This window comes from Dactylosporangium sp. CA-139066 (genome assembly GCF_050936175.1).
GTDB lineage: Bacteria > Actinomycetota > Actinomycetes > Mycobacteriales > Micromonosporaceae > Dactylosporangium.
On record NZ_JBNJNH010000001.1, the window covers coordinates 2442963 to 2455198 of the forward strand.

Sequence of the window (12236 nt, forward strand, 5' to 3'; positions counted from 1 at the left end):
CGAAAACCAACCCCGGTTCCCGGGCCGGGGCACGCCCATCCGACTCCACAACCCACACGAAGGGACGTCCCGAACGTGAAGCGCCTGCGCCTCGCAACGGTGGTCATCGTCGGTCTCGGCGCCGGCGGCGCCGGCCTGCTGCTCTACACCTCCACGGCCGGTGCCGCGGAAACCCACCGCGACGCCGCCTACGGCATCAGCGCCTCCGGCGCCGCCCCGATCGGCGCCAAGCCCTCGGTGTCCAGCGCCGACGGCAGCACCAAGACCGCCAGCGGCGGCGCCAGCTCCTCCGACGGCACCATCACCTTGAGCTCGGCCACCGTCCGCGCGGGTGGCGGCAAAGCCTCCGCCGAGATCTCCGGCTTCTCCGCCTTCGGCCTGGTGACTGCCTCGCACGCCACCGCGACCTGCACCAACGGGCAGGTATCCTCCAGCGTCAGCGGCACCCCGGCCGGCTCCGTCGGCCGCAACGCCAAGGTCAGCTACGGGATCAAGTCCACTAACAGCGACGGCACCAGCACCATCATCGCGATGCGCGTCACCATCACCGCCGGCGCGGGGACCGAGGCCGCCACGATCAACGTCGCCGTTGCCACGTGCGGCCCCAGCGGCGGCGGTCCGACCGGCAGCCCCACCGTGAAGCCCACCACCGCGAAGCCGTCCACCTCGCCGACCGTCACCACGTCGCCGACCACGAGCTCGTCGCCCACGAGGAGCGCGCCGCCGACTGGATCACCGACCAGCGCCCCGACCGCGAGTCCGACCCAAAGCTCGCCCGCCGGGGGCACCGGCACGCCCGCCGCGCCGCCGCCGTCCCCCGCCGCCACCAAGGCGCCCGTCACCGGCTGATCCACCAGCCAGAGCTGACCAACCAAGCCGATGAGCGCACGTTCTGGACGCCGCCCCGACCAGCGGCGTCCAGAACGCAGCCGATCGAGCACGCCCACCCGGGACCGGCTGCCACTGGCCCACGACCGGGCCGGGCAATCCAACACGTACCCGAAGGAGCTCGTCATGAACGGTGCCGCGGCTGCGCACGCGGGCGTCCGCGCGACGTACACGAGATGCCTCCGCGGCCTACTCGTCGCGGTGCCGCTGATCGCCACGATGTTCCTCGCCCTGACCCCGGCCGCGGCGCAGGCCCACGGAGCCAACTGCCGGCGGCACGACGCCGCCGTGACGCTGACCCCAGACGCTGCGGCCAGGTACCGGGTCGCTGGCTGGCTGTGCCGCCCGGCACGGCCGACCGGCACCGTGCAGATCCTCATCTCCGGCTTCACCTACGACCACCGATACTGGGACCTGCCCGGCGACCACCGTTCCTACGCCGAGGCAGCCGTGCAGGCCGGCACGGCCGTCTACACCGTGGACCGGATCGGTGTCGGCGCCAGCGACCGGCCGCCCGCCGACCAGGTGACGGTCACGTCCGAAGCGTTCGCCACCCACCAGCTGGTGCAGCAGCTGCGCCAGGACAACGGCTGGGTCCGGCACGTCGTCGGCGTTGGGCACTCATACGGCTCGGCCATCTGGATGGTCGAAGCGGCGGCCCACCATGACATCGACGCGCTGGTCCTGACCGGCTATCTGCACCAGCCCAACCCAGCGCAGCAGGCGGCAATCGCGGCCGGCCTGCACCCAGCGGGCCAGGACCCGGCCTTCGCCGCCAACCGGCCGCCCGCCGGGTACGTCACCACGACACCCGGCGTCCGCGGCGCCGACTTCTACTACCTGCCCGGCGCCGCCCGTGACGCCGTCGCGCTGGACGAGCGGACCAAGGCCACCGGCACCACCGGCCAACGGGCCACCATGAACCTGGCCCGTGACCCGGCCTACAGCCAGGACATCACCGTCCCCGTGCTCGTCGTCGTCGGCGACCACGACACGCTGAACTGCGACGCAGCCGCCGGCTTGTCCTGCCGCGCCGCCACGCAGATCTGCGACCGCGAGCGCGCCTTCTACCCGCCGGGCAGCCCACTGTCCGCCGCGGTCATCCCCGCGGCCGGACACTCCGTCAACGGCCACCGCACCGCCGGGCTGGAGTATGCGGTGGTCAACGCATGGATCCGGTTGGCGACGTCCGACGGCGTCGCGTTCTGGCCAGCCGGCCGCACCTGAGCGTGCTCAGCGCGGGCGGAACCTATGAGATCCGGATGCGCGCGGAGGCCGGTCTGATGAGGCGGCCGGTAGAGTTCCTGACATGTCCGATCTTGCTGGCCGGTTTGCTCAGCTCGCCGGCGAGTACGACTCCCGAAAACGAGCGGCGATCGCGCTCGTCGGGCGCTGGGACTGGTACACCTGGCCGGGTCTGGATCTTCGTCCGTTGCATTTCGAACGGGGCCTGCTCAAGGCCGGCCGCCGGATGGACGTCCGACCGCCGGTGGACCGGGATGCCCTGCGCATCGGGTTCGACGCCAAGGGCCGCGCTGTGGTGACCGAGGAGTACAGCGGCTTTCTTCACGGCCGCCTGTACTACGAGACCTTCGTCCATTACGACGGCGACGTGGTCGAGGCGGCGCACTTCGATACGGGCGGGCCCATCTACCTGCACAAGTACCGTTTCGCGGACGGACTGATGCGTTCGGCCGAGATGGTCGCGCGGCGCGGGTCGGGGCGGGAGTCGTACGCATACACCGATGGGCGCATCAGCCGCGTCGAGATCGAGCACGACGGCCGGGCGACTTCGGTGCTGACGGCCGAGCCCGACGACGGCGGCTTGGTCCGCGTCGTCGAGGTCACGGGCCGCCGGTCCGAAGTGCGCTACGAGCGGCCGCCGGCCGGATTCGACCTCGACGTGGCGTGCCGGACCATCGAGGACGCTTGCCTCACGCTGATCCCGGACGCCGTGGCGGGCCTGGTGATGGACGGCCCGGCCGCCCGCGTCGCGCTGAGTTACTTCCGATCGGACGCGCTGTCCTTCGAGGTCCACGCGGCCACCGAGGACGAGCTCGTGGCCTTGGCGGCAACCGACGCCCGGGCCGCATGGTCGCCGGCCGAATTCGAGGCCGGTACCGACGTCAACCTCGACGACTCCGCATCGGTGCGGCTGGTACGACAGGAGCTCGCCCTGCTCAACGCCGATGACGTCGACGCCGCCGCCGGATCCGAGGTCGGGCGGCGACTGTTGTGTGCGGTGGCGGCACGGCTCAACCTCCGCGACTGGTCGGACACGCTGCCGGTCGCCGGCGACTTTGTGGTGTACCCGGTCGACCTTGAGCTGGTCGACCTGGAACGGAACCTGGCCGATTGCCTGCCGCCCGACCGGTTCGCTCGGTTACGCAAAAGCGGCCTGCTCTGACCGGCTCAGGCGGAGCCCCTCCCTCCGCGCATCGACACGACACGAAGCCCGGCCCTCGCCGAGCCTGTCCCTAGCTGTTTACCAGCAGCGTCTTGCCGCTGCGCAACACCAGCGGCATGTCCGCGCACCTGATCAATGCGGCGGGTTGGCGCGCCTTTCAAGGCGATCCCAGGTGAGCGGCTACCAAGCGGCAGCCGCGGTGGCTGCCCTCGTCGCCGCGCTGGCGGGGTCTTCGGCGGGTCCGGTCCGGCCGCCGTAGACGTGTACCTGGTGGTTGCTGTTGCCGCATGGGTGGAGGACGATGCCGCGGTGATCGTGGCCGGGGACATGGTCTGGATGGAGCAGGTGCAGGGTGCCGTGGCTGATCCATGGCCGCAGAGCCCGCAGCGTCGGGTGTAACGCGACCGCCGCGATGATCGGGCGGAGATACGTTTCGCCGTGTTCGGTGAGCAAGCTCCACTGCGCCTCGACGGCGGCGGCTGGGGTGGGTGCCTGAAGATACGGTGCCGCATCGCAAAGTTCTGGTACGGCCAGGCCGTCCTGCCAGCCCTGCATCGTGGTGACGACGTCGTCCAGGCTGGGCGTGTGTCCCCAGGCCACGAGGTTGTCGCTCGCCCAGACTGTCACCACGCAGGTGGCGTCGGTGCGCTGGCGGACGCTAATGAAGCCGTTCGAGGAGAACAGGATCGCAGCGACCGGGCCGAACCGGTCCCGGCCGGCGCGGACCTGAGCCAGGGAATGCCCCGATAGTTCGCCACGACGACGCAGATCCTCCAACATCGACACACCGAGACAATACCGATGCACATCGCGCCGCACCCTCGGCATGACCGACCCTGCACGCGATGCGGCAGATGAGGAAGTCAAAATCGTCCGGCATCAGCCCGGTAGGGTCATCGGGTGATCGTGTACGAGGTCGCCACGAAGTTGCCCCCGATCGAGGTGCTTCGGAAGCGTTGCCGGGCTCTCGCCGTGCTGGAGTGCGTGATTGGTGGTGCTGAGCCGTGCTACATGTACACCCGTGAATGGGGTGGTGATGAGGCGGCGCTGATGAGCAACGGCAGTGGTGACGAGTGGGCTGTCGTGTTCACCGGGGGTGGTGCGTTCGTCCGGGTGTTTGACCATGAGTCGGCGATGTCGCCGTACCGGGATGCGGACCACGAACTGTGGCCGGGGCTGCTCGACGGTTTGCCGGCGGTGTTCAGCGCGCAGATCGAGGAGCCCGCGTTCGGTGACGAGGATGGACGGTTCCTGGCCACCGCGGTGTTGTGGCGCCTCGACGGTGACGATCGCTGGCATGCCGGTGCCGGCATCACCGTTCCGCCGCCGCGTGGGCCGTACGATAGCGGGCCGGACGGCTCCGGCATGCTCGCCATCCTGCTCGACGACATCGCCGATCGGTATGTCGCGTTCGCCGAGGATTACTACGAGATACCGGTGGACCGGCGCACGGTCGAGCACGTTGTCGCGCAGATCCCGCTCACCGACGCCATGGTGCGAGCCCTCAATCCGCAGGCGACCCTGGCGGACCTGCGGGCCGATGTTGCCGCGATGGGATACCCGCTCGCAGAGCAATGATCGGCATTCCGCATGACAGGATCCGGTGCGTGCACCCGGCCGACGAGAACCCTCGAATCTCGATCAATGACCGCGGGTTGGTTCTGGTCAAGAACGGCGTAGGCGAGTGGTTCATCCACGGTGCGGCGGACGGGTCGGTCCACGCCGCCGTCGATCACCTGGCGTGGCTGCTGCCATTGCTCGAGCGCCCTCCGGCGGATGTCGTGGCGGCGCTGTCCTCGCCCCGAGCCACGGGCGGAACGCCGCTACCTGCGCTGCTGCGGTTCGCGCTGACCGCCTGGGGCCACTACTGGCCGAGCCTTGCCCTCACATGGCTGGAATCCGGCTGGCCGAGCGACGGCCTACTCGGCGTGCTGGCCGAAATGCGAAACTCCCCACGGTTGCCCCAGCCGCTACGTCACCGCGCCTTGCGACTCTGGCGGCAGGCCAAAGCCGGACGTTGACCGTCGACCCACCGCGGCGGATCGCGGTATGTCCGCGCACTTGATCAAGCCGGCCGGTCTATGCCGTCTGGTAAATGAGTTCCCGTTCGGACCCGAAAGCGTGTGCGGACCGCCGATGGTCGCGGTCTGGTTGTGTGCGTGATCGGCGTGCTGGTTGGGGTGCGTGCCTGTCGGGTGGCGTGATGAGGGATGATGGTTGCATGGGATTCGCTCTGATTGTCCGTTCGTGTGCCGGGCAACGACGATGAGCGCTCGTGGGCGAGGGGTTGACTCGCCGGTCAGTTGGGTGCCGATTGCTGGGCTCACCGAGCTTGCCCGCGCGTTGCTGGGCGATCGGATCGGTGATCGGGATGTGATTCCGGGGCATGTCCGCGACCGGGTCACCGCGCTGGCCGGGCAATGGGCTGCGCATGGGTTCACCGCCGAGACGGTGCGTGCCTGGAAGGATCTGGATCCGGCGGCGGCCGCGCGGCTGCATGGCCACGGCATCAGCCCGGCCGCGTTGCAGCAGCACACCGTTGTCACACCGGCGGGCAGCACCAGCCTGTGGCGAGCCGTCACCTCCGGCGCGCTGTCGGCAGCCGAAGCCGTCAACCATCTCCGGGCAGCAGGACCGCCGGAGCCGACGGCGCGGCCGTCCACGCCCTCACCGGCCGTGTCGACGCTGCGGCCGGCGCCGGCTGTGTTCTCCCATCCTGTCGCCGCCCTCGAGCCGGACAACGCCGACCAGCGCGCAAAATCGACGCCACCTCAGACGCCGTTTCGGGCCTGACGCCGGGGGCGCTGCCAGTGGCACCAACCCCAAGCCTGACACCGCTACAACCGCCCGACTTGTATCGACGCTCACCCGCGATCTCCACCGACGCGGCGACGGCGTCGGGCAGCTGCAGCAGCCGTACGCGGTCGGGTCGCAACTGACTACGCAGTCCGAGTAGCGGCACCGGTGCACTACGCCGCATATGAGCGCAGCACGCTGGGAGCGGCTACTTCCGCGCAGCCGATCGTGGTGCTGCCGCGGCGGACGCACTGGTGAGGCCGCTCTTTGAATGGACGAGTGTCGTCGCCGCCCCAGCGCCATGGAACGTCGGCCGACAGCCCGGCCGCTCGACCGGCTCGTGGGCTGACCGCCGGGATACTCGGGCGCGTATTCGATGGTGGACGGACTCATCCGCCGGGCGGACCGAAGTCGAAGGCCGACCCGGTTACGCCGAGTTCCGCGCGGACGTCGGCGAGCAGCGCCCGCATCCCGAAGAGCGCCGCCTCGATCGCGGCGCGCAGATCGGGGGCGTGCGGGTCGGCCGTACGCGGGTCCGGGTCGTACACGAACCCCCCGGCGAACCGTTCCCACGCCCCGGCGAGGCCGAAGACGTTGCGGTTGAGCTCCTGGAAGTGCCGGCCCCACGTGTCGTGGCCGAGCAGGTTGTGTTCGCGGGCCGTGGCCAGCAGGTAGCTGACTTCCGCTTCCACTGACACGAGCTGCCCGACGAGGGCTTTGTGGCGGTGCCCCAGGTACCGCCACTCCACCAAAGCGCCGAGGAGGTCGAACCTCGCGTCGCGCCCGGCCGCGCTCACTGGAAGCCTCGCGGGACGCCGTCGCACGTGGAGCGCATCTGCCGGGCCAAGCCGAAGGCGCCAGGCACGCCGCCTGGGACGGTGAACCGCGGATTCCTCCCGAACATCCGCCGATTGTCCACGACAGGCTGAACCGCCCGGTGACCGACGCATCAGGTGCGCGCACATCGGCAGATCCGGTAGCGCAGCGCCAGTGGAACCGCCGCTATCGACACTACGCAGCGTCACCGAGATGAGGGGACAAGGTCCGTCCGCCTTCGGCGGCGGCACTCGCGTGCAACGTCAGGCCCGTTCCGGATAACGGTGATCCATTGCGACTCGCCAGATTGCCTGAGACGTCTTTCAGGCACACGTGTACATATCTGGCCCAGCTGCCGCCGTGCGAAATCCGCCAACCTCACGGAGATCGGACGCAAACCCTTGCGTCGACTCGCAGAGTAATTCTGCTCTCGGCAAGCATGTCTCGCTCCGCTCGACGTCGCGAGCGCTGCAGTCTCACATCTCACCCACTGGCACGGTGCCGCCTCGCCCGTCACGATCCACGCCGCCGGCCGGGCAGATCCGGCACGCCGAATGTCCACTTCGGACATCGCGCGAACTGGTTAACCCTGGCCAACTGTTGCAGTAGAGCCAATGTTGGCAGGCTTGATGGCGAGGGAAAGCGGCGGTTCCGGTCGCTAGGTGGTCGTCCATCCACGGCACGCGGCCAGACGTGCGAACCGGCCCCGGCCGGAAGGCCCGGCCGGGCGCTACACCGGTCGGCTGCGCCGGGTGTGCCCCCCATGCGCCCGCGCAGACGACCATGGCTCTGCAGCAACCGTCCTTCCCTTCCCAACTGTCCATTGTGGAAGGGGTGTCGCGCTGTGCCGTCACGTACATCGCCGCACACCGCACCAACCCGCGGCCGCCCGGTTGCGGGCCCTGCCGTGCTCACCGGCCGCCGTGGTCGGTCGTCGGCCGACCCGCTGCCGCAGGCGCCGTCGTACGACCATGTGCGCGAGCCGAGGCCGGTACCGCGCGAGCTCAGCGACAGCGCGTCGCTGCGGCGGGCGTGGTTGCGGGCCGCGTCGCTGCGGCCGGGCTGCCCGCCCATCGTGGTGTCCTCGGCGGACGGCGGGGCGGGCCGGTCGACGATCGTCGCTGCCCTCGGCGCGGTCCTCGCCGCGGCGATGCCGCAGCCGCCCGCGGCGGTCGACGCGACCGCCCGGGGGTGGGGCGGTCTGGAGCACCGGGTGCCGCGCCGCAACGACGGCACCGTCTGGGACCTGTTCGCCGCCCTGCTGCACACCGGGGATCTCGACCCGGCGGTGCTGGATGCGGCGATGCAGTACGGCACGTCCGGGCTGCACACCGCGATCGGTGAGGTCCGGCGCACCGCAATACGCCGCCCGACGGTCCTCGCCGAGAGCGTGCGGGTCGTCGAGGCGCTACGCGGCCGCTATTCCCTTGTCCTCGTCGACGCCCCGGTCGCCGACGTGGCCGGGGTGTGGCAGCTGTTCGCCGGGGCGTGCCCGGTGCTGGTGGCCCGGGCCGGCGTGGACAGCGTGCAGCACACGCTGCGGCTGCTGAGCCAGCTGCGCGGTGTGGGCCTGGACGAGGCGGCGGCCCGCACGGTGGTGGCGGTGACGGCGACGGTGCCGCGCCCGGCCCGGGAGGTCCGCGCCGCCGTGCGCCAACTCGGCACCGCCGTGTCCGTTGTGGTGCGCGTGCCGTTCGACGAGCACCTGGCCCGCCCCGAACCGGTCGACCTCGCCCGGCTCCGCAAGCCGGCCCGGCACGCCCTGGTCGAGCTCGCCGACGCGGTCCTGGCCTGCTGCCCGGCCGACCCCGGCCAGGCCGCGGGCCTGCTGTCCGGTCCGAGCCCGGCGCTCGCGGCGGCCGAGGACACCAGATCCGCCGACGGGAGGGCCCGCTGATGCTCACCCATGCGGCGGCCTGGCTGGCCGCCAAGGCGACCATCGTGCAGGCGCAGCTGCTGGATCCCACACCGGGGCCGAGCGGCGACGGCAACCTGCCGGGCGGGTTCGACTGGTCGAAGATCGGCCCGGACCCGAAGCAGGTCCCCCGTTCCGACCTGTTCTATTCGCTGATCAACGGAGCGCTGTTCCTCGGCGTCGCGGCGGCGCTGACCGGCCTGATCGGCGGCGCGATCGTGTTCGGGATCGGCCCCGTGTTCGGCGCCCACATCCTGTCCGACCGCGGCAAAACGATGATGTGGAAAGCGTCGCTGGTCGCGATCATCATCGGATCGCCAGTGGCCATCATCTCGTTCTTCCTCAAGCAGTAGGCGCCCGGGATGAGCGACTACCGGCCCGTCTTCGACACGCCCACCGGGGCGCCCCGGCCGCTGCGCTGGCTCCTGGCCGTCCTGCTGCTGCTCGGCGCCGGCGCCGCGATCGACCGCTGGGTGCTGCCACACCACCCGCCGGCGGCCGGGCCTGCGGCGACCGCCCCGGCCGAGCCCAGCCCACCGCCCCCCGATGCCGGACAGTACCCGGCCACCGCCCGCGGCGCGGGCGACGCCGCCGCCCGCCTGGAGACCCTCCTCGCTGACGCCATGCAACACCCGGCCGACGAAGCCCGGCCGCGGATCGCGGCCCTCCTCACGCCCGACGCGACCGGCCTGGCCGACCAGCTCGCCGGTGGCGCACCGGGCGCAGGCCCGGTCGGTCCGTCCACTGTTGCCCGCCAGACGGTGATCGCCCGTGTCTGGACCCAGGACGCCGCGAACCCGGCCATCCTCGTCGTCGGCACGCGGGTCGAGGTGCAGACCTACGGTCTGGCGCTGCTCGGCACCGGCACGGACGGCACCAGCGCGGCCCCGACGACCGCCCTGACCGGCGGGTGGACAGTGCATGAGCTGACCGTCGAGCTCACCGACACAGGATGGCGGCTCGCCGAGCTGAAGCCGCCGGTCCCGGCGCCGCCGCCGGACGTGCGCGGCACGCTGCGCGACGGCAGCGCTCGCGACGTGCAGCTGCTGGCCCGGGTCCTCGGCCCGGACAGCTGGGCCCCGGGCACCCCCGCATGACCGCCCGCACCCCCCGACCGGGACGGCGGGCCGGCCTGCTGCGACTGCTCACCGTCGTCGTCGGGGTGATCCTGGCACTGACGGCCGGGGCGGGCCGGGCGGCGGCCGAGCCGAGCCCGGCGCCGAGCCCGCCGGTGCCGTCCGCGCCGCAGCCGACCGGGTCGCCGACCGCACCCGCCGTGCCGGCGCCTTCGGCGTCGGACATCCCGGGGTGCGGCGGTACCGTCCCGGGCACGGTCCAGCGGTGGTGCTTCCTGTGGGTGCGCTACACCACCAGCCCACCGCAGGGTGCCCCGTCGCACTGGATCACGGCCTGCGCGCAGGCGCTGACCACCGAGCAGCTGCAGCAATGCCAGACGGTCGCGCTGACCCTCGACGACCGGCCCGGCGACGGCACCCCGACCGTGCTGTCCGACGTCGCGCCCGGCATCCCGAGCGCGCCCGACCTCGTCCGCTGTGACCTGTTCGCCGAACGTGGCATCGCGGACCCGGGCAACGCGAACCGGTGGATCTACAAACGCGACCAGTGCCGGATCTGGGCCGCCTCCCTGTCGTATCAGCTCCGCGACCCGAGCAGTACCCCGCCGAGTACGCCACCCGCCGACGGCGGCCGTGACTGCGGCCTGACCGACGTGTCCTGCCAGGTGGCGAACATTCTCGACAACGCCATCTCCAACGGCGTCCAGGGTTTGGTCAACATGACCGTCAAATGCATGGCCTGGCTGCTCGGCGAGGTCGCCAAGGTCGTGTTCGACGTGACCGCGCCGCCGCCGCCCGATGCCGCGTTCTACTTCACCTACAACTCCGCCGCGTCGATCCTGCTGCTGTTCGTCCTGCTGTTCTTCATCGTCACGGTGATCATCAACGGGTTGCGGGTCAACGGCCCCGGCCCCCTCGCGACGCTCGGCGGGCTGGTCCGCGCCATGCTCGGCATCCTGTTCGCCGGCGGCCTCGCCTGGGTCATCGTCGCGGCCTGGGACGACGCGACGCGGTCGCTGATCAACGCCAACAGCAACCAGCGCTGGGACGCCGCGCTGTGGGTCAAGGCCGTCTCCGCGTTGTCCGTCGGCGGCGGCACCATGCTGCTTGCGCTGCTCATCGCGGGCCTGTCGATCATCGGGCTGCTCCTGCTCCTGATCACGCAACTGTTCCGGTCCGAGCTCGCCGAAGGTGCGGCAATCCTCGGCGCGTTCGCGATGACGGGGCAGATCGCGCCGGAGACGAAACACTGGGCCCGCCGCTGGTTCTGGACCTTGAACGCGCTGGGCATGTCGCGGTTCGTCACGGTCGAGCTGTGGATCTACGGCACCCGCTCCGCATACCAGTCCGACCTGATCACGGCCGGGAAAGGGCTGCTGATCATCTGGATGATGGTCTTGACGCCGTGGGTGCTGCTGCGGCTGCTCACGATCGTCGACGGCTACCTGTCCGACATCAACGCCCGCGGCGTCATGGCCGCCTTCAGCGCGCAGACCGCGCAGGGCGTCAACAACGCCGCCGCTGGATCGCCGTCGTCGGGTAGCCCGGGCGAGCAGGCGGCGCACCTGATGCACGGCAACCTCGCCGACCTCCGGGGCGAGCAGAGCGGCCTCAGCAGCGCGGCGAGCGCGTCGGGTCGCGGCGGCGTCGGCAACGCCCAGCCGCAACGCGAGCTGACCGGCGGGCCGAACGCACAGGCTGCGGACGCGGTCAGCGGCTCCGGCGACGCCACGGCCGCCGGCGACCCGCACGGCGACGGCGGCCCAGCCTCCGGCGGCAGCGACGGCGCGCCGGACGGTGGCGGGGCGGAGCACCCGAACGCGGACGAGGCCGCCGGCGTCCAGCAGCACACCGCGCAGGCCAAGGCCGACCTGAACGCCACGACCACCACCAGCAGTACCGGCGGCGCGGGCGGCCAGCCCTCGGGCACCGCCGGCGCCGCGGCCGATGGCGGCCACCCCGTGCCCGGCGCGGGGAGCGGAGGCGGAGACGGCGGCGGTGGCGCCGCGTCCGGTGTGGCCGGGTCCACCGACGCCGACCCGCTCATCGCCGCGGCTGGCGCGGAACACCAGCCGGCCGGCGAACCGATGCCGCCGTCCGACCACGCGCCTCCGCCGGACCCGTCCATCCCGGGCGCTGACCACGGCGGCGCGCCGGCCGAGCCCGGCGGTGCGCGCGACAGCCCGCCCGGTGGAGACCCGCCATCCGCACCAGCCGGCGGCGGCACTGGGAGCGGGAGCGGCGTTGCCGGCGGGGGCGGAGCCGCCGCGGGCGCCGCCGAGGTCCCGATCGTGCCCGCGTGACCGAGCCTGCCGATCCGACTGTCCGACCGGCCTGA

Annotated in this window: 12 protein-coding genes; 10 read left to right on the plus strand and 2 right to left on the minus strand. The window is 71.7% G+C overall.

Annotation, left to right across the window (positions count from 1 at the left end):
- The first annotated feature begins 75 nt into the window (after nucleotides 1–75).
- The 3 genes from ACQEVU_RS11200 to ACQEVU_RS11210 all read left to right on the plus strand — a co-directional run bounded on the left by ACQEVU_RS11200 (nucleotide 76) and on the right by ACQEVU_RS11210 (nucleotide 3295).
- Nucleotides 76–849, plus strand: coding sequence for a hypothetical protein (locus tag ACQEVU_RS11200; RefSeq protein WP_433322657.1), 774 nt, complete (start codon nucleotides 76–78; stop codon nucleotides 847–849).
- A 165-nt stretch (nucleotides 850–1014) separates the two neighbouring features.
- Nucleotides 1015–2115: an alpha/beta hydrolase gene (locus ACQEVU_RS11205; protein WP_433322658.1), complete on the plus strand. Its 1101-nt coding sequence runs from the start codon at nucleotides 1015–1017 to the stop codon at nucleotides 2113–2115.
- 310 nt (nucleotides 2116–2425) lie between these two features.
- Entirely contained in the window at nucleotides 2426–3295 is an 870-nt protein-coding gene (locus tag ACQEVU_RS11210) for a hypothetical protein (protein WP_433322659.1), read from the plus strand.
- 180 nt (nucleotides 3296–3475) lie between these two features.
- Here the strand turns inward: ACQEVU_RS11210 and ACQEVU_RS11215 are convergent, their stop codons facing one another.
- Nucleotides 3476–4075, minus strand: a complete 600-nt coding sequence (locus ACQEVU_RS11215; RefSeq protein ID WP_433334892.1) for a DUF6193 family natural product biosynthesis protein — start codon at nucleotides 4073–4075, stop codon at nucleotides 3476–3478.
- A gap of 120 nt (nucleotides 4076–4195) precedes the next feature.
- Here ACQEVU_RS11215 and ACQEVU_RS11220 point away from each other — a divergent pair, with 120 nt between their 5' ends.
- The 3 genes from ACQEVU_RS11220 to ACQEVU_RS11230 all read left to right on the plus strand — a co-directional run bounded on the left by ACQEVU_RS11220 (nucleotide 4196) and on the right by ACQEVU_RS11230 (nucleotide 6088).
- Nucleotides 4196–4873: a hypothetical protein gene (locus ACQEVU_RS11220; RefSeq protein ID WP_433322660.1), complete on the plus strand. Its 678-nt coding sequence runs from the start codon at nucleotides 4196–4198 to the stop codon at nucleotides 4871–4873.
- Nucleotides 4870–5316, plus strand: a complete 447-nt coding sequence (locus tag ACQEVU_RS11225) for a hypothetical protein (protein ID WP_433322661.1) — start codon at nucleotides 4870–4872, stop codon at nucleotides 5314–5316. Before ACQEVU_RS11220 ends, ACQEVU_RS11225 begins: the two co-directional genes overlap by 4 nt.
- A 286-nt stretch (nucleotides 5317–5602) precedes the next feature.
- Nucleotides 5603–6088, plus strand: coding sequence for a hypothetical protein (locus ACQEVU_RS11230; protein ID WP_433322662.1), 486 nt, complete (start codon nucleotides 5603–5605; stop codon nucleotides 6086–6088).
- A 392-nt stretch (nucleotides 6089–6480) separates the two neighbouring features.
- Here ACQEVU_RS11230 and ACQEVU_RS11235 read toward each other — a convergent pair whose 3' ends face one another.
- Entirely contained in the window at nucleotides 6481–6888 is a 408-nt protein-coding gene (locus tag ACQEVU_RS11235) for a hypothetical protein (RefSeq protein WP_433322663.1), read from the minus strand.
- A gap of 926 nt (nucleotides 6889–7814) precedes the next feature.
- On the opposite strand from ACQEVU_RS11235, the gene ACQEVU_RS11240 reads away from it, so the two are divergent.
- Genes ACQEVU_RS11240 through ACQEVU_RS11255 form a run of 4 tightly spaced genes read left to right on the plus strand, consistent with a single transcriptional unit; the run spans nucleotide 7815 to nucleotide 12201 of the window.
- Nucleotides 7815–8804: a MinD/ParA family ATP-binding protein gene (locus tag ACQEVU_RS11240; protein WP_433322664.1), complete on the plus strand. Its 990-nt coding sequence runs from the start codon at nucleotides 7815–7817 to the stop codon at nucleotides 8802–8804.
- Nucleotides 8804–9175 (plus strand): hypothetical protein, encoded by a 372-nt coding sequence (locus ACQEVU_RS11245; protein ID WP_433322665.1) that lies wholly within the window; start codon nucleotides 8804–8806, stop codon nucleotides 9173–9175. The genes ACQEVU_RS11240 and ACQEVU_RS11245 overlap by 1 nt, the downstream gene beginning before the upstream one ends.
- 9 nt (nucleotides 9176–9184) lie before the next feature.
- Entirely contained in the window at nucleotides 9185–9919 is a 735-nt protein-coding gene (locus ACQEVU_RS11250; RefSeq protein ID WP_433322666.1) for a hypothetical protein, read from the plus strand.
- On the plus strand, nucleotides 9916–12201 hold the full coding sequence (locus ACQEVU_RS11255; protein ID WP_433322667.1) for a hypothetical protein: 2286 nt from the start codon (nucleotides 9916–9918) through the stop codon (nucleotides 12199–12201). Before ACQEVU_RS11250 ends, ACQEVU_RS11255 begins: the two co-directional genes overlap by 4 nt.
- The last annotated feature ends 35 nt before the right edge of the window (nucleotides 12202–12236 follow it).